Source organism: Streptomyces deserti (assembly GCF_054782695.1).
The window spans coordinates 469,240-487,104 of record NZ_BAAGRZ010000001.1; the positions used below are offsets into that span (position 1 = coordinate 469,240).

12 protein-coding genes are annotated in these 17,865 nt (G+C 70.0%); 9 read left to right on the forward strand and 3 right to left on the reverse strand.

The window, feature by feature from the left end:
• Positions 1-40 precede the first annotated feature (40 nt).
• The 3 genes from ACYVMZ_RS02110 (at position 41) to ACYVMZ_RS02120 (ending at position 8,978) form a co-directional block, all read left to right on the forward strand.
• Positions 41-3,073 (forward strand): helicase-related protein, encoded by a 3,033-nt coding sequence (locus ACYVMZ_RS02110; protein ID WP_461074789.1) that lies wholly within the window; start codon positions 41-43, stop codon positions 3,071-3,073.
• Complete coding sequence (locus tag ACYVMZ_RS02115; RefSeq protein ID WP_461074791.1) at positions 3,073-7,215, forward strand: Eco57I restriction-modification methylase domain-containing protein; 4,143 nt, start codon at positions 3,073-3,075, stop codon at positions 7,213-7,215. Before ACYVMZ_RS02110 ends, ACYVMZ_RS02115 begins: the two co-directional genes overlap by 1 nt.
• A gap of 110 nt (positions 7,216-7,325) precedes the next feature.
• Entirely contained in the window at positions 7,326-8,978 is a 1,653-nt protein-coding gene (locus tag ACYVMZ_RS02120) for a hypothetical protein (protein WP_461074793.1), read from the forward strand.
• 4 nt (positions 8,979-8,982) lie between these two features.
• Here ACYVMZ_RS02120 and ACYVMZ_RS02125 read toward each other — a convergent pair whose 3' ends face one another.
• Together ACYVMZ_RS02125 and ACYVMZ_RS02130 are read right to left on the reverse strand one after the other, a co-directional pair.
• Positions 8,983-9,177: a DUF397 domain-containing protein gene (locus ACYVMZ_RS02125; RefSeq protein WP_461074795.1), complete on the reverse strand. Its 195-nt coding sequence runs from the start codon at positions 9,175-9,177 to the stop codon at positions 8,983-8,985.
• Positions 9,174-9,974 carry a helix-turn-helix domain-containing protein gene (locus ACYVMZ_RS02130; protein WP_461076293.1) on the reverse strand — a complete coding sequence of 267 codons (801 nt, stop codon included), beginning with the start codon at positions 9,972-9,974 and terminating at the stop codon, positions 9,174-9,176. Before ACYVMZ_RS02130 ends, ACYVMZ_RS02125 begins: the two co-directional genes overlap by 4 nt.
• A 181-nt stretch (positions 9,975-10,155) precedes the next feature.
• On the opposite strand from ACYVMZ_RS02130, the gene ACYVMZ_RS02135 reads away from it, so the two are divergent.
• The 3 genes from ACYVMZ_RS02135 (at position 10,156) to ACYVMZ_RS02145 (ending at position 14,759) form a co-directional block, all read left to right on the forward strand.
• Positions 10,156-10,593 carry an ATP-binding protein gene (locus ACYVMZ_RS02135; protein ID WP_461074797.1) on the forward strand — a complete coding sequence of 146 codons (438 nt, stop codon included), beginning with the start codon at positions 10,156-10,158 and terminating at the stop codon, positions 10,591-10,593.
• A 178-nt stretch (positions 10,594-10,771) separates the two neighbouring features.
• Complete coding sequence (locus ACYVMZ_RS02140; RefSeq protein ID WP_461074799.1) at positions 10,772-11,581, forward strand: hypothetical protein; 810 nt, start codon at positions 10,772-10,774, stop codon at positions 11,579-11,581.
• On the forward strand, positions 11,574-14,759 hold the full coding sequence (locus ACYVMZ_RS02145) for a DEAD/DEAH box helicase (RefSeq protein WP_461074801.1): 3,186 nt from the start codon (positions 11,574-11,576) through the stop codon (positions 14,757-14,759). Before ACYVMZ_RS02140 ends, ACYVMZ_RS02145 begins: the two co-directional genes overlap by 8 nt.
• Before the next feature lies 1 nt (position 14,760).
• On the opposite strand, the gene ACYVMZ_RS02150 is transcribed toward ACYVMZ_RS02145, so the two are convergent.
• Complete coding sequence (locus ACYVMZ_RS02150; protein ID WP_461074802.1) at positions 14,761-15,438, reverse strand: hypothetical protein; 678 nt, start codon at positions 15,436-15,438, stop codon at positions 14,761-14,763.
• Between the two features lie 91 nt (positions 15,439-15,529).
• Between ACYVMZ_RS02150 and ACYVMZ_RS02155 the strand changes: the two genes are divergently transcribed.
• The 3 genes from ACYVMZ_RS02155 to ACYVMZ_RS02165 all read left to right on the forward strand — a co-directional run bounded on the left by ACYVMZ_RS02155 (position 15,530) and on the right by ACYVMZ_RS02165 (position 17,863).
• A complete protein-coding gene (locus ACYVMZ_RS02155; RefSeq protein WP_461074804.1) occupies positions 15,530-15,907 on the forward strand; it encodes a hypothetical protein in 378 nt (125 codons plus the stop codon).
• A 72-nt stretch (positions 15,908-15,979) separates the two neighbouring features.
• Positions 15,980-16,489 carry an EVE domain-containing protein gene (locus tag ACYVMZ_RS02160; protein WP_461074806.1) on the forward strand — a complete coding sequence of 170 codons (510 nt, stop codon included), beginning with the start codon at positions 15,980-15,982 and terminating at the stop codon, positions 16,487-16,489.
• Between the two features lie 81 nt (positions 16,490-16,570).
• Positions 16,571-17,863, forward strand: coding sequence for a hypothetical protein (locus tag ACYVMZ_RS02165; protein ID WP_461074808.1), 1,293 nt, complete (start codon positions 16,571-16,573; stop codon positions 17,861-17,863).
• The last annotated feature ends 2 nt before the right edge of the window (positions 17,864-17,865 follow it).

Below are 17,865 nucleotides of genomic sequence, written 5' to 3' on the forward strand. Positions count from 1 at the left end.
CTCTGTCTGCACCACGCACGTTCTTCCGAAAGGTCCACCGATGACGTCGTCCACCACCGCCGCGCCCGCCCGGGACGGCAAACAGCGGTTCACGGTCGGCTCGCTGGTGCGGGCCCGCGGCCGGGAATGGGTCGTACTGCCCGAGTCGAAGCCCGAGCTGCTCGTCCTGCGCCCGCTGGGCGGCACCGACGACGACATCGCCGGGGTGCTGCCGGCCCTGGAGACGGTGGAGCACGCCAGCTTCGACCCGCCGAGCCCCGCCGATCTCGGCGACCAGGCGGCGGCGGGGCTGCTGCGCAGCGCCCTGCGGATCGGGTTCCGGTCCAGCGCGGGCCCGTTCCGCTGCCTGGCTGGCATCTCCGTGGAGCCCCGCCCGTACCAGCTGGTGCCGCTGCTGATGGCGCTGCGGCAGGAGACCGTGCGGCTGCTGATCGCCGATGACGTCGGTATCGGCAAGACGGTGGAGGCCGGGCTGATCGCCAAAGAGCTGCTGGCCCAGGGGGACGCCCGCGGACTGGCCGTGCTGTGCAGCCCGGCTCTCGCGGAACAGTGGCGGGCGGAGCTGCGCAGCAAGTTCGGCATCGACGCCGAGCTGGTGCTGGCCTCGACGATCGGGCGTCTGGAACGCAGCCGCCTATACGGGAAGTCAGTGTTCCGCCCGGACCGCAACTACGTAGTCTCCACCGACTTCATCAAGTCACCCCGGCACAGGGACGAGTTCATCAACAACTGCCCGGACCTGGTGATCGTCGACGAGGCGCACACCTGTGTCGCGGACTCTTCCCCGGGCGGCGGCCGCCGGCAGCGTCAGCTGCGCTACGCCCTGCTGCGCTCCCTTGCCGACGACCCCGCACGCCACCTGGTGCTGGTGACGGCGACCCCGCACAACGGCAAGGAGGAGCCCTTCCGCAACCTGCTCGGCCTGCTGGACAAGAAGCTGGAGTCGATCAGCCTCGACCACGAGGCGGGACGGACGCTGCTCGCCCAGCACTTCGTCCAGCGGCGTCGCGCCGACATCCGCGACGACTTCCGCGACGACGCCAACTTCCCGAGCGACCGGCTCTCCCGCGAGGTGCCCTACACCCTCCACCCGGAGTACCGGAACCTCCTCGACGAGGTGCTCGGCTACGCCCGGGAGACGGTGCGCAGCGCGGACGGCGCCCTCCAGCAGCGCATCCGCTGGTGGTCGGCACTCGCCCTGCTGCGCGCGCTCGGCTCCTCCCCCGCCGCCGTCGGCAAGACGCTGCGCACCCGGGCCGGGGTGCAGGACGCCGACTCGGCGACCGAGGCCGACGCCATCGGCAGCCGCACCGTCACCGACCCCGCCGACGACGAGTCGGCCGAGTCCGCCGACGCCGTCCCCGGCACCCTGCTGGTCCCCGGCGACACCGACCCGGACGCCCAGTCCCTGGACGAGGAGGACCGCGCCCGCCTGCTGGCCATGGCCGAGGCCGCCGAGGCGCTCGCCGGCCCGGCGAAGGACCGCAAGCTGAAGCAGCTGATCGCCACGGCGAAGGAGCTGCTGGACGAGGGCTACAACCCCATCGTCTTCTGCCGTTTCATCTCCACCGCCGAGTACGTCAAGGGTTACCTCGACGCCGCCCTCAACAAGGGCAGCAAAGGCAAGAAGGGCAGCCAGAAGAAGGCGTACGCCGTGGAGGCGGTCACCGGCGAGCTCTCCCCCGACCAGCGGGTCGCCCGTATCGCCGCGCTGACCCAGGAGGACGAGGACGGCGAGGCACCTCCGGAGCGCCGGGTGCTGGTGGCCACCGACTGCCTCTCCGAGGGCGTGAACCTCCAGGAGAGCTTCGACGCCGTCATCCACTACGACCTCGCCTGGAACCCGACCCGGCACGAGCAGCGGGAGGGCCGCGTCGACCGCTTCGGGCAGCGCCGGGACGTCGTCAAGGCGGTCACGCTGTACGGCTCCGACAACGCCATCGACGGCATCGTCCTGGACGTGCTGCTGCGCAAGCACGCCCGTATCCGCAAGGCGACCGGCATCTCCGTACCCGTGCCGGACTCCTCCGAGAACGTGATGCAGGCGGTCCTGGAGGGGCTCATCCTGCGCGGTGAGCGGGCCGAGTTCGAGCAGGAGGGCCTGTTCGCGGCGGAGTCGGTCGCCGGGAAGCAGGCGGCGGACCTGCACGAGGCCTGGCAGAGCGCCGCCGAGCGGGAGAAGGCCTCGCGCTCCCGGTACGCGCAGCACGCGGTGAAGAAGGACGAGGTGGCCAGGGAGGTCGCCGAGGTACGGGCGTCGCTCGGCACGGGCGAGGAGGTACGCCGCTTCACCCGTCACGCCCTGACAGCGCTGCGCGGCGTCGCCGGCCCCCTGCGCGGCGAACCGGACGGCTTCACCCTGCACACCGACGCCCTGCCCGCCGCCCTGCGCGACGCCTTCGGCACGCTGCTCGGCCCGCGTCATCCCCGGCCGGTGGCGTTCCATGACGCGCCGACCGCCCCGCGCGGTGAGGTGGCGCTCACCCGCACCGACCCGGTCGTGGCGGCCGTCGCCCGCTTCGTCCTCGACGCGGCGCTCGACGACCGGATGCCGCAGTGGCAGCGCCCGGCCCGCCGCTGCGGAGTGGTGCGTACGACGGCGGTGACCAAGCGCACCACGCTCCTCCTGGTCCGCTACCGCTTCCAGCTCACGCTGCCCGGCCGCGACGGCAAAAACCATCAGCAACTGGCCGAAGACGCCCGCCTGCTGGCGTTCCGCGGCGGCGCGGCGAACCCCGAGTGGCTGCCCGAGGAGGAGGCGTTCGCGCTGCTGGATGCCCGTGCGGCGCAGAACACGGAGCGCCAGTTCGCCCAGGACCACATCGAGAAGATCCTCTCCTCTCTGGACTCCCTCATGCCCACCCTGGAGCAGCGCGGCGAGGAGCTGGCGACCCGCCTGCTGGAGTCGCACCGCCGGGTGCGCGGCGCCTTCCGGGATGTGCGCGGCGCCTCCGGCCCGGCCCGCCGCGGCCTGCGCGTCGCCGTCCAGGGCCGCCCGGACGTGCTCGGTGTGTACCACTACCTGCCGGTCCCCGTCCTCACCGGTACCACCACGAACGGGGAAGCCCGCTGATGAGCCTCGCGAAGACCATCGTCACCGACTCGGTCCTCACCGTGGGCGGCCTGCTGCCGCCGGACATGCTGATGCGCGTCCGCGACGGCAAGGACGTGCCGGGCGCTCAGCCCTCCGACTACGGCCTGTTCGCGGTCAACGACACCGTCCGGGACGCCGCCGAGCGTTCCTGGTCGTACCTCAAGGGCGTGTGGACCGCTTTCCAGGACGCGCTCGCCAAGGACGGCGCCGACACGAACGACGGCATCCCGGCCGTGGGCGTGACCGTCGAGCGCTGGCTGCTGCCGCTGTTCGAGCAGCTGGGCTACGGCCGCCTGCCGGATGCGCCCGGGGAGGGCCTGCCGTCGGCGGATGGCGAGAAGCGGTTCGCGGTCAGCCACGTGTGGCAGGGCGCGCCGGTGCACCTGACCGGCTGGAACGTCGACCTGGACCGGAGGAACGCGACGCTGCCGGGCCCGGCCCCGCAGTCGCTGCTCCAGGAGTACCTCAACCGCAGCGGCGACCAGGCCCTGTGGGGCATGCTCGCCAACGGCCGACTGCTGCGCCTGCTGCGCGACTCCACCTCCATGGTCGGCTCGGCGTACGTCGAGTTCGACGTCGAGGCCATCTTCGAGGGCGACCGCTTCGCCGACTTCCTGCTCCTGTGGCGCCTGACCCACCGCTCCCGCGTGGAAGTCCACGGCGACAGCGGCCCAGCCGGCTGCTGGCTGGAGAAGTGGCGCACGGAGGCCATCGCGAGCGGCACCCGCGCCCTTGACCAGCTGCGCAAGGGCGTGGAGAAGGCCCTGGTGACCCTGGGCACCGGGTTCATCTCCCACCCCGACAACGGCGGGCTCCGCGAGAAGCTCCACGAGTCCGAGGTCACGGTCCGGGAGATGCACCCGGCGCTGCTGAACCTGGTGTACCGGCTGCTGTTCCTGTTCGTGGCGGAGGACCGCGACCTGCTCATCCCGCCGGACGCTCCGGCGACGGCCCGCGAGCGCTACGACACGTACTTCTCCACGGCCCGCCTGCGCCGCACGGCCACCCGCCGCACGGGCAGCCCACACGGCGACCAGTGGCACGCCCTGCGCCTGGTCCTGGACAGCCTCGGCAAGGAGGGCGGCCTGCCGGAACTCGGCCTGCCGGGCCTGGGCGGCCTGTTCGAGCGCACGGAGAAGGACGAGGTCCTGGACGGCTTGGAGCTGTCCAACGAGGCCCTCTTCACGGCAGTGAAGGCTCTGTCCGTCGTCGTCGACCCGAAGCTCAATCGCCCCCGTCGCGTGGACTACCGCCACCTCGGCGCGGAGGAACTCGGCTCGATCTACGAGTCCCTCCTGGAGCTAGTACCCCGCTTCAACCCCGCGGCGAACAGCTTCGAGCTGCGCACGCTCGCCGGCAACGAACGCAAGACGACCGGCTCGTACTACACGCCGTCCTCACTGATCGACTGCCTGCTCGACTCCACCCTTGACCCGGTGATAGACGACGCGGTCAAGTCGGGGGCGACGCGGGAGGAGCAGGAGGAGGCCTTGCTGCGCCTGACGGTCTGCGACCCGGCGTGCGGCTCCGGCCACTTCCTGGTCGCGGCGGCACGACGTATCGCCAAGCGCCTGGCGGCGGTGCGGACGGACTCGCCCGAGCCGAGCGCCGAGGCCACGCGCACGGCCCTGCGGCACGTCATCAGCCGCTGCATCTACGGCGTGGACCTGAATTCCATGGCCGTGGAGCTGGCCAAGGTCTCCCTGTGGATCGAGTCCCTGGAGCCCGGCAAGCCGCTCAGCTTCCTGGACTCGCACCTCAGGCACGGCAACGGCCTGGTCGGTACGACGCCGAAGCTGCTGGCGGAGGGCCTGCCCGACGACGCGTTCAAGCCGATCGAGGGCGACGAGAAGGCCTGGGTGACGGCGCTGCGCAAGCGCAACGCGGCGGAGCGGGTGGCGTGGCAGGCCCGGTCGTCCGGCGTCCACCAGGGCGAGCTGTTCACGTCGGTCACGGCGCTGGCGGGCTCGAACGTGAAGCTGGCGCGGGCGGCGGCGGACATCACCAACGCGCGCAACGACGACCTGGAGCACGTGCACCGGCAGCGGGACGCCTACCTGGCGCTCACGGCGGACCCGGAGTCGGAGTACGTCCGTGAGCGGGACCTGGCCGACGCGTGGTGTGCGGCGTTCGTCTGGGAGAAGACCAAGGAGGCCCGTCCTCCGGCTCTGACCCTGGAGAGCCTGCTCGCGTTGCGGGAGGGCGGCTGGGAGAACCTGCCGGGGGGAACCCGGGACGAGGTCTACCGGCTGCGGGACGAGTACCGGTTCTTCCACTGGCACCTGGAGTTCCCCGAGGTGTTCTCGGTGCCGGAGGACGCGGACTTCTCGGCCGCGGGGGTGGATGAGCGGACCGGGTGGGGCGGGGGATTCAGTTGTGTGCTGGGGAATCCGCCGTGGGAGCGCGTCAAGCTCCAGGAGCAGGAGTTCTTCGCGACGCGGAGTGAGCAGATCGCGGGCGCGAAGAACAAGGCGGCCCGGGAACGGCTGATCAAGGCGCTGGTGACGAGCGAGGAGGCTGCGGAGCGCAAGCTGTACACGGACTTCGTCGCGGCCAAGCGCCAGGCGGAGGGCATCAGTCACCTGTTGCGCGACTCCGGCCGCTTCCCGCTGGCCGGCCGTGGTGACGTGAACACGTACGCCGTGTTCGCCGAGACCGCGTCCCTGGGCATCGCCCCGCACGGGCGCTTCGGCCTGGTGCTGCCGACGGGCATCGCGACGGACGCGACGACGGCGCCGTTCTTCTCCGACCTGGTGCGCAGCGCGCGGCTCGCGTCCTTCCTGGACTTCGAGAACGAGGCGTTTCTGCTCAGCCGGGCCGTGCACCACTCGGTCCGCTTCTGCCTCCTGACGGTGGCGGGCCGGGAGGAGCGGGTGCGGGAGGTGTCCTTCGCATTCGGCACGCGCTATATGGAGGACCTGCCGAACCGTCGCTTCGCGATGCCGCCCGAGGAGATCCTGCTGGTGAACCCCAACACCGGCACGCTACCGGTGTTCCGCTCGCGCAGGGACGCCGAGATCACGCTGGGGATCTACCGCCGGGTGCCGGTCCTGATCAGGGAGGGCGACCCGGACGGGAACCCGTGGGGCCTGTCGTTCATGACGATGTTCCACATGTCCAACGACTCCCACCTATTCCGCACACAGGAGGAGTTGTCGGCCGAGGGCTGGACCCTGAACGGCAACGTCTTCGAGCGGGACGGGGAGCGGTACCTGCCGCTGTACGAGGCGAAGATGCTGCACCACTTCGACCACCGCCTCGGCACGTACGAGGGCCAGACGGAGGCGCAGGCCAACATGGGGACGCTGCCTCGGGTGTCGCCTGAGCAGCATGACGACCCGGAGTTTGTGCCGATGCCTCGATACTGGGTGCCGGAGCTCGACGTGCACGCCGAGAAGAAGGACAGGAAGGGCAAGCCGGTCAAGGAGCATGGGGTGGCTTCACGGCTGGCGGAGCGGGAGTGGGACCGTGGGTGGTTGAGCGGCTTCCGGAAGATCTGCCGCTCGACCGACCGCCGCACGGTCCTGTCGTTCGCCTTCCCCGCGCATGGACTCGGCGACTCCGCCAACCTGTTGCTGCCAACGGCGGGGGGCAATCTCGCCGCGCTCTACGCGAATACGGCGTCGTTCGTCCTCGATTACGTCCTCCGTCAGAAGCTGGCAGGCAGCAACCTCAACTTCTTTCAGTTCGAGCAGCTCGCGCTCCTGCCGCCATCTACTTATGAGGACGAGGAGCCGTGCTACGCCGGTCGCATCGGAGACTGGATCGCCGCCCGCGCGCTGGAACTCGTGTACACGAGCAAGAACATGGCTCCCTTCGCTGCCGACCTCGGCGATGGCGGAGCCCCGTTCCGCTGGGATGAACCGCGCCGTGAACTGCTCCGCGCCGAGCTGGACGCCGCGTTCTTCCATCTCTACGGCCTCGACCTCGACGATGTGGCGTACGTCATGGAAACGTTCCACGTGGTCAAGAACGAGGACGAAGCCGCCCACGGCACCTACCGCACCAAAAACCTGATCCTCGACATCTACGACCGCATGGCCGAAGCCAAGCGCACCGGCACCGCCTACCAGACCATCCTCGACCCGCCCCCCGGCCAGGGCCCCCGCCACCCGGCGTGACCCAACCGCTCCCACGTCACCGCGCCTGAGCACCCCCCACCGGCGCACCGCCCACGCGGTGCGCCGTACTCGGCGTCTCCATCGCCCGCCGCACCGCCCAGGAGCCGCCCATGGAACCACGCCACTACCGCATGGTCGTGTCGACCAAGCAGGACTTCGTCACGGCCTCCGCCATCGCGGACCGCCAACTGCACCACTGGCTGGGGGCGATGAAGCGATACGACACCTCGGTCCTGGACGAGGGCCGTAACGAGATAGCCGAGGGGGTGACCCTCGACTACGACACCGTCTCCGGCCGGCACGGCGCCTACTCCCGCTGGCGCCTGCGCGAGTGGAAAGAGCGGCCGGTCCCGGGCACCTGGCAGTCCACGCTCGTCGTCCGCTCGGACCCCCGGGAGGACGACCGCCGCACCTGGATCCAGGTCGACATCGAGCACCTCCCCGCGTCATCGGACGTGCAGCCCATCCGCGCCAACACCCCCGGTATGGCCAAGCTGCTGCTCGACGCGCTCGACGCCCAGGACGGTCTCGCCGACGTCGGCACGGTCCCGAAGTTCATCGAGCCGGACGACGTGGAGGAGGTGATCGAGGAACTCTGCGACCTGGACCGCCGGCTCCCCATCGTCGTGGCGAGCGTTCCCTACGGACATAACCCGGAAGCCTGGACCGAGAAGGTCGTCGAACCGGCCTTCAAGCACCTCACCGGCCTCGCCGTGATGTACGTACTCCGCCCGGACGCACAGCAGTTGTTCGAGGACACCCTCGACTACCACCGCGTCTTCGGTGGCGGCATCCGCACCTACCTCCCGGGCGTGGACCCGGCCTGGCAACCCGACGCCCAGCGCCATCCCGTGATGTCACGGGCCACACTGGAAGCGAACCCGAAACGTGCGGCGGCCATCCTCGCGGCCCTCCCCCAGCGGCTGGCCCTGCGCCTGCCGCTCCCCGGGCCCCTGGACAACCTGCCCGTCCAGCGCACCCGCCCCCGCCCGGCGGCCCACGGCTCCGGCCTGGATGAACTCCGCGCGGAGAACACCACCCTCACCAAGATGCTCGAAGAGGCCGAGCAGCGTGAGAACGCCTACGGGGATGTCCTGAGCGACCTGCGCCAGCAGCTCCAGATCGCCGCGGAGCAGGAGTTCGACCAGGCCGCCGAGAACCAGGACCTTTACGCCAAGCTCAAGCACGCCGAGCGCCAGGTACGGGCCCTTCAGATACTGCTCGAAAAGGCAGGTCAGTACGACCTCGCGCACGCGCCCGTCGAGGAACCCGCCGACTACCCGGCCACCTTTGCCGAAATCCTCGACCGGATGGGCGAGTTCCCCCACCTGCGCTTCACGGGCAACCGGAAGATCACGAGGGAACTCGACGCCCAGTGCATCGGCAACTGGGTCGAGGTCGCCTGGGACGCTCTCCACGCCCTCGACGACTACGCCGCCGCGTCAGCCGCCGGAACGGCGGGCGGCGACTTCCGCCACTGGTGCTCCCACCTGCCGGACGACTGTGAGCACCCCTTCCCGGCGGGCAAGGTCAAGATGAAGGAGTCCAAGACCGTCGGAGGCCGCGAGGACTGGCGCCGCGAGCGCACTTTTCCGGTTCCTGAAGCCGTCGACCCGAGCAGGAAGCTGTTCATGGAGGCCCACCTCCGCATCGGCGGCGGCAACATGGTGGCCCCACGGCTCTACTTCCACGACGACGGCCCCAACACCGGCTTGGTCTACGTCGGTTACCTCGGCCCACACCCCACCAACACCAAGACCTGACGGCTCAGCGTCCGGAGGCGAACCGTACGAATGCATCCCACTCCCGGCGCCGGAAGGCGAGCTGGGCACGGGCGGGGTCCTTGGAGTCCCTCACGTGCACGGCGCCGGGAGCGGCGGCGACCTCCAGACACGCACCGCCCTCGTTACCGCTGTAGCTGCTCTTGAACCAGGCGAGGTGCGTGGGTCCTGGAGTGTTCATAGCTCTCCCAGCAAGTCCTTGATCAGGGCGAGAGACTCCCGCATGGTGAGCGCCTGTGCCCTGATGCTGCCGTACCGTGCGGCCAGAATACGGACTTCTTCGAGGTCCGAGGTCAGGCGTGCATAGTGCTGCACCTCCGTGTATCCGACCTGGGACCTGCCCTTGGGCGTCAACAGGATGAAGGCTCCGCCCATACCCGCGTGCTCGGTCCGGTCCATTGGCATGACCTGCAGTTCCACGTTGCGCATCGAGCCGAGCCGTAGCAGCTGCTCCAGCTGCTCCTTGTGGACCTCCCGGCCCCCGAGGGGGCGCCGCAACACGGACTCGTCGATGACAGCGGTGACCATCGGCGGCGGCCACCGTGTGAGGATCTCCTGGCGCGCAAGCCGAGAGGCGACCCGCTGCTCGATGGTCTCCTCATCCAGCAGGGGTTTGCGCATTTCGTACAGCGCCCTGGCACGACCGTGCGTCTGAAACAGCCCAGGGATGTCATGGCAGCTGTAGTCGTTGATCTCAACAGCCTCCCGCTCCAACCGCGCGTAATCCCGAAACCAAGCCGGATGCCGAACCCTCGCCTTCGCCTTGGCCTTCTCCACATCCTCAACCGTGGCCTTCAACAGTCCACGCCCATCGAGGAGTTCATCCGCCGCCACCAGAAACTCCCGCTGCGGCGTCCGCCGCCCCCTCTCCAGCGACGAAATCAGATCCTCGCTGTACCCCAGCCGATCCCCCAACTCCCGCTGAGTGAGCCCGGCCCGTTCCCGCAGCACCTTCACCTGCTTGCCGATCGCCCGCATCAGGTCGCTGCTCAGCTCGCCGTCGTCGCCGTACGACTCGTAGGACTCCTGCGTCTCCGCCACCGTCACCCCCAACTCGGGCCACGGCCGACGCCCCGTACGGGACACCTTCCGTGCCGGTACACACACCCTCCGTACCGAAGGGATTCCTGGTCAGCGTAGAGCGAGCCGACCACGCTCGGTGACAGAGTCACACATCTCCACCCCCGGGGCGACCCGGCAGTTCACCCAGCTCCTCAGCGCCACACCCCGCGGTGCCCGCCTGGCCCGGCTCCTGGCTGTGCAGCAGCTCGCGGAGTGGGGCTGGCCGCCCTCCTGCACCGCCAGTGAGTCCGCCGCCCTGGTGGTCACCGAGCTGGCTGCGAACGCGGTGATGCACGGCCGGGTGAGAGGCCGCTGTTTCCGCCTGAGGCTGGTCGTCGAGGCGCCGGACACCCTCCGTGTCGAGGTCGCCGACCCTCGCGGCGATCGTCGACCCCAGCCCCGTACCACCACCCCCGATCCCGATGCCGAGTCCGGACGCGGCCTGCTCGTCGTCGACGCGCTCGCCACCCGCTGGGGCACGGAGCCCCGGCCGCCATCCGGGAAAACCGTGTGGGCATGTCTCCCGCTCACCTGACGGGGAATGCGAGACAGTCCGTCCACAGGCGGACACACGGCGTGGACAACGGCCGGGGAGGTGGAGAGAATTCTGATCACACCGTCGTTCTCAGCAGTGGCCGGATGCACCACCCGGCCCGGTGGGGCGGTATCACGGGGCCGGCACGGGGGTGCCGGGTGGGGGGAAGGACGTACGCGTGGGGGAAGGCAGCGCCGCACCGCGCATCCCGCAGGGGATCGAGTTGTACGGCGGCACCGACGGAGCCGTGACATGGAGCGGTGTCGGGCTGACGGCCGAGGTGATGCGGGAGTTAGGTGCCGGGCCGTGGGCCGAGCGGGCCGGCGACCTGGAGGCGACCCGGGACATCGTCACCGAGCTGCGGTCGCTGGCCACGACCGACATGGAGACCGAGTTCATCGGCGCCCTGCTGGCGACCGAGCCCGAGCCGAAACCCTGGCAGTTCGGGGAAGCCCTGGCCGAGGTGCTGCTGGAGCACTGGCACGGCGCGGTGTGGCTGTGGGACGGGGCCCGGGACCGGCGTACCCGCAAGGCGAGTCTGCCGGGTGCCGACCTGGTGGGCTTGTGGGTGGCGGACGGGACGGCGACGCTGCTGTTCGGCGAGGTGAAGTCGTCGTCGGAGGCGAAGAGTCCGCCGAAGGTGATGACCGCCCGGCCGGACGGCATGATCGAGCAGCTCAAACGGCTGTCGCAGGGGAACGACCACTTCACTCTCATGAAGTGGCTGCGCCATCGGTGTCGCAGCGCCGAGCACGTCAGCGCGTACCAGATCGCGGCCCGTCGCTTCATCAGCTCGCAGGGCAGGGACTTCCGGCTGTTCGGCTGTCTGGTGCGGGACACCGCTCCCGTGGCCGCGGACCTGAGCGGGCCTGCGGCAGAGCTGGCCAAAACGGTCGTGGAGCCGATGCACGCGCTGCTGACCGCCTGGTACCTGCCGATCGGCATGGCCGCCTGGCCCGCCCACGCGGGGGTGGGTGACCTTGGCTGATCTGGGCTGGCTGGAAGGCGCGCTCGAACCGAGTCTCGTACGGGAGGCGGGTGAGCGGGCGCAGCGGGTGCTGATCGGCTCGGCCCTGCGGGCGGTCGACGCGGAGGTTCCCCAGGGTTCCGCGGACAGTCGCGAGGCGGTCGACTTCGCGGTGGGGGCACTGGATCTGCTGGCGTGGGACGCCATCGCGGAGGACCCGAAGGCTCCGGCCACGCGCCGGTTGTGCGGGCAGATGTTCGCCCTGGCGCGGGCACGGCTGCCCGAGGGTGACTCTCCCGAGGCGCGGCTGGAGCTGCTGCGTACCGCCTGCCTGGGCTGGATCGCCGACGAGACGCCGCTCGCGGCCCGGCTGCTCGCGGACGTCGAGCTGCCCTCCGCACCGGATCCCGAGGAGGATTGGGAGGGCCGGGTGCGGCGCGGTACCGCGGACGCGTGGCTGCTGTTGCTGCGCAAGCGCGGGTGGGAGGACCTCGACGCCCTGGACCATGTCATCGCCGGGTTGCGCGAGGACCAGGCGGTGTGGGAGGAGGCGTACCTGTCGGAGGCCGGGGACGACGCCCGGCCCGCCGCCTGGTCGCTGGCCGCCCACTACCACCTGCTCAAGACGGCGGAACTGCTCGCCGAGTATCTGGCGACCGGACACCTGATGCGGGAAAAGCGCCCCAGCCGTCACTACGGGGTGCGCCAGCGCGTGCAGGCGCACTGCGACCGGGCCCTGGAGGCGGCGGTGGCCTCGGCCGACCCGGATCTGGAGGTGCTGGTGAGGCTGCTCGCGGCCACGGCGGACCAGATCGTCGACAACAGCCTGTGGACGGTGGCCCGCGCGGTCAGCCCGGAAGTGAACGCCTTCGTCGCCTCCCTCGTCGACCGGGGACGACCGCGCCCGATCTTCGAGGTGTTGCCGCCGCAGCGCGTGGCCCTCGCCGAGCAGGGCCTGATCAGGACGGCGCACCGCAGTGTGGTCGTCAGCCTGCCCACCAGCGCGGGCAAGACCCTGATCGCCCAGTTCCGGATCCTCCAGGCGCTCAACGCCTACGACAAGCAGCACGGCTGGGTCGCGTACGTCGCCCCGAACCGGGCGCTCGTGAACCAGGTGACGCGCCGGCTGCGCCGCGACTTCGCCGGCCTCGGGATCGGGGTGGAGCGGGTCAGTCCGGCCCTGGAGTTCGACGGTCTGGAAGCGGACATGCTCACCGACCGCAGCGAGCGGCAGTTCCGGGTGCTGGTGTCCACACCGGAGAAGCTGGACCTGCTGCTGCGGTCCGGCTGGCAGGAGAAGATCGGGCGTCCGCTGTGTCTGGTGGTGGCGGACGAGGCACACCACCTGGGCGTGGACAAGCGCGGGATCAAACTGGAGCTGCTGCTCGCCACGGTCAACCGTGAGGCCCAGGACGCGGGATTCCTGCTCCTGACGCCCTTCATCGACAACGGGGACGTCATCGCCGAGTGGCTGGACAGCGGCAGCCACCAGTCGGTCGGCCTGTCCGTGGACTGGACACCGAACGACCGCATCCTGGCGCTGGCCCGGCGTGAGCGCGCCCCGGGCAGCGGCGGTTTCCGGGTCGCCCTGGAACCCCTGGTCACCAGCCGGAGGACACTCAGTGTTCCGGACCTGCTGCCCCTGGACGGATACCGGCCGCTCGGGCTGTCCTGGTCGCAGGTGAACAGCCCGGGCAAGCTCGCCGCGGCGACGGCGACGGTTCTCGCGGCACGCGGCCAGACCATCACCCTGGCCCAACGGCCGGACCACGCCTGGTCGATCGCGCAGACCATCGCGGGCGGGCGCGCCGAGCTGACGGACATGGGCGAAGACCTGCGAGCGGTCCGGAAGGTGGTCGAGGAGGAGTTCGGCGCGGACTTCCCGCTGGCGGGTCTGCTCGCCAAGGGGATCGGCGTCCATCACCGCGGACTCCCGGACGAGATCCGGGTCGTCACGGAGTACCTGATGGAGACCGGTGACCTGACCCACCTGGTGTCCACCACGACCATCGCCCAGGGCGTCAACTTCCCAGTGGCGAACGTCGTTCTGGCCTCGCACCAGTTCCCCTACGGCAACGACATTCCGGCGCCCGACTTCTGGAACCTCGTCGGGCGTGCCGGGCGGGTCGAGCAGGGGGAGGTGGGCCTGATCGCGCTGGCCGCTGAGGACGAGGTGCGCGCCGGGAAACTGCGGCAGTTCGTCGGCCGACAGGTGGCGGAGCTGAACTCCACCCTCGTCGAGATGGTGCGCAAGGCCATGAGCGAATACGGCCACCTCGACCTGCACACCCTGGCGCATCTGCCCGAGTGGTCGTCGTTCGTGCAGTACCTGGCCCACACGTACCGGCAGATCGGTGACCACGAGGAGTTCGCCGAGGAGGCCGAGCAGATCCTCCGCGGCACACTGGGCTTCCAGGACCTGCGTCAGGCGAACCGCGACTGGGCGGCCCAGCTGACGCGCAGCGTGCGCGAGTACGCGGAACGCCTGTCCGGCAAGGCACTGGGGCTGGTCGACAGCACCGGCTTCTCGTGGGAGAGCGTCGCGGGCACGCTCCAACGGCTGGGGGAGGCGCAGATCGACCGGGACGTGTGGGGGAACCCCCTGTTCGAGGGGGACCGCCGGCCCCTCGCCCAGCTGATCGGCGTCATGCTCCAGGTGCCCGAACTGCGGGAGAACCTGCAAGACATCACGGCGGAGCACGAGGGCCGTGCCGGTGACTACATCGCGCGCGTCATCCAGGACTGGGTGGGCGGTGCGTCCGTACCGCAGCTGGCCGAAGACCACTTCATGAAGGACGGCGAGAAGGACAGCCTCAAGGCGATCACCCGGTGCTGCCAACGGCTGTTCGGAGAGATGGCCCCCACGGTCTCCTGGGGCCTGTCGGCGCTCCAGTCACTGACCCTGGGCCAGGAGTTCGCGACCCTCACCGCCGAGGCGCAACGCGAGCTGCGGAACATCCCGTCGTACGCCTTCTACGGCGTCCGCTCCGAGGACGCCATCGCGATGCGGCTCGCCGGCGTACCGCGGTCGGCGGCGGCCCGCATGGCCGCGACGATCGCCACCGAGGACCGCACGAGCGGCCCCGCGGCGGCGCGCAGTCGGCTCGCCGCGCTGCCCGAGACGGCCTGGCGGTCGGCCCTGGGTCCCAAGGGCCCGGCCTACCGGACGGTCTGGCGGATCCTCGACGGGGTGCAGTGACTCACCGGAGGCAGGACGCCCACAGCCCGTAGGCCCGACGAGCGTCCGCGAGCAGTGCGGCAGTGGCGGCCGGAGTGCCGAAGGAGTCCACCGCCCTCGCGGTCACCGTGCGCAGGTGATCGGCGGCGATTTCGGTCCGCTCCCGCCGGACCTCGTGCTGCCGTGAGGCGAGCGCCTGGTCCCGCTCCCACATGTCCTCCAGCGTGCTGTCCCCCGGGTCCTCCACGTCGTGCACCGTGGGGATCCGCGGCAGGTCGTCCTCGGTGAGGCGCGGAACCGCGCATGCGCCGACGGCATCGGCCGGTTCGCCGTCCCCGTCCTCGCCGAAAAGAATGCGACGCACCACCGTGCGGTCCGCCTCTGACCTGGCCACCTCGGCCGCGAGCGCGTCGAGCCGGTCGAGGACAGCCGGGACGGCCACGTGCTCGCGGCGGCGTAGCAGCTCGTCGAATTCCCGGATCGCCTTTTCACCGGATTCCTGCGCGTGATCGAGCAGTCGGTTGCACCGGCCGATCTCGTCGAAGGCCCGCTGTGCGGTGCGCACCGCCTGCTCGATGTTCCGCAGTGACTGGTCCAGGTCGTCGTCCTCGCGGTCGCCCGGAACCTCCGCGTCGGGCGTTGTGTCGTACGTCGTGGTCACGCCGTTCCCCCCCTTGTCCTCGTCCCCGCGACTGATCATAAAGACACCTGGTGATCACCTGACCGCACCGGCAAGCCCCCGAACGCCGATCACCTTGACACCCCTACGCAAGTTGAACATTATTAGCGCTATGCCGTCTATCGAACTCGATGAGCAGACTCATGAGAAGGTCGTCTTCGCCGCGCGTCTCATGGCGTGCACGCCGCCCGAAGTGGTACGGCGGCTGGTGGAGTCATGGAGCACCCCCGAGGAGTCCGACGAAGAGCCGGACGGCGTCCGTGTCCACGCGGTGTACCGGGGCGAGCGCATCCAGGGCCTCTTCCACCCGGACACACGCGCCCTGACGATCACCCGAGGACCGCGCGCCGGTCAGTCCTTCTCCTCGCCCAGCGCCGCCGCCATGGCGGTGATCCGGGAACTCAACCCGGACCGGTCCCCCAACTCGAACGGCTGGTTGTTCTGGCGTGTCACAAGCAGCGGCGACGAGCTGAAGTCCCTACGGAGGTAGCCGGACTCGCGCAGCAGCTGATTCTCTGCAGTCCTTCGGCAGGCCGCCGCCTCTCACCAAGGACACACCTTCATGACCACCTCGGACGAATCCGCCACCCACCTGCTGATCATCAACGCCCACGAGCCCCTCGCCTGGGTCCTGGAAAACCAGCGGATGGCCTTTCCCGCCGGCCGCACCCAGCAGTCCCTCTCCCTCCAAAAGGGCGACGAGATCCTGCTGTACACCACACGCGGCTGCTTCGGGAACCACACCCGGGACTTCGGACGTGTGATCGGCCTGGCCACCGTCACCAGCGAGGTCCGCACCCTGGATACCGCCGTAGTCTTCCAGGAGCGCCGCTTCACCGAAGGGTGCAGGTTGCGCGTCCACGGCCTCACGCCCTTCCGCGATGGCGTCGTCCTGCGCGATCTCGTCAACGACCTCCAGGTCTTCCCCGACCCCGCTCACTGGAGCTTCCGCATGCGCCGGGCCTCGCTCCGGCTGCCGGCCGCCGACGCGGCCCTGATCAAGCGGGAACTGCAGCCGCTCCTGAAGCCCTACGGCTCAGTGGTGGGTGACTACTCGCTCAGACGCCGGTGACCAAGCGGCTTACTCTACGACGAGGCACCACGACACCGCCGCCCGTCCAGCGCGCGGCCCGCCCCGACAGGAGTAAGTCCCTTGCCCTTCCCTCCCGGTGACATGGTCGCCGCCTTCGGCATACACGTGCACTTTCAGACTCTGGAACAGAACCTGCGCGAACGCCATCCCGAACTGGCCGAACGGGTCCACTTAGACGACTCGCAGGGAAGGATGCTCCTGAAAGTTCTCCTGTCCGGGGCTCAGTCGGTCGCCCTGGCCCACGTACGCGTGGGGCACAGCATCGTCTGGGCGGTGATGGACCCCGTCCTGAACAGTGAGCCGTCCCTCTGGCCACTGAACACCCCCGACGACGTACTCGTGGACGCCGTGCACGCCCATGCCTCCGCCCAGCTCAGCGGAGAACCGCTCTCGTCTCCCTGGCGCTGGAACGAGAGCAAGCCGTCCGAGATGACCGAGCTGGCCGACCTTCTGGACATGCGGGGTGTACGCGTGCGGCGGGTGGTCGCCGGGAACGGATACTTCGCCTACGGGCCACGCCACGCGCCGAAGCTCGACGTCTTCGACGCGCGCGAGGGAGCGTTCCTGGAAGCTGATTTTCCCGAGGCCTTCGTGCGCGTCTCGCTCAAGCCCACCCTCGGATGGCTGGTGGACGTGCACACACCGCAGTGGGGCGGGTGGGGTCGTGTCGAACTCGCATGGTGCCTCCGCAACACATCGTCCTCCACCCCGGGCGTGCCGCGCGCGGACGTATCCGTGGATGAGCTTGCCGACTTGCTGTGCAAGGGACCGGAAGCGTGGGACACACAGCCACCGTGGGCGCCGCCGGAGCCTGCCGCCCCAACCTCTCAGAAGCCCAGGTCCGCCTTGCAGGACAGCCTCTTCGCCGACCTGACCGTGCAGAACGATCTCCCCGAGTGGGTGGAGGAGTTCTCCGATCTCCTGGACGGATTCGAGGAGAGCGTGCCCGAACGCCGCCCGGGCCCGCTGACCCCTCGGGAGATCGCGGAAGCGGTCCTCCACCAACTCACCACGCTCGGTTTCTCGGATCTCGTGGAAGGTGAAGCCGACATCCCGATCGAGTCCGAGGTGTTCCACATCGAGTGGCGCAGCACCGGCAAAGACGTGTCGGCTCCTGAGCTCCAGCGGCTGAACGGCATGGCCGCGGCAGTCGGCGAGGAACTGCCCAAGCGCCTGATCCTCATCACGGGCGGCGGTCTCACCCGCCCGGCAGCGGAGTTCGCCGACAAGGCCAAGGCGTACGCCTTCCACCTGGACCGGACGACAGGCAGGCTGACCCCCCTCAACTCCCGTGCCCGAGAGGCGTCGCTGCCTGCCGAGGCTCCCGGCACACGGGAGCTCGAACCCTGGTGACC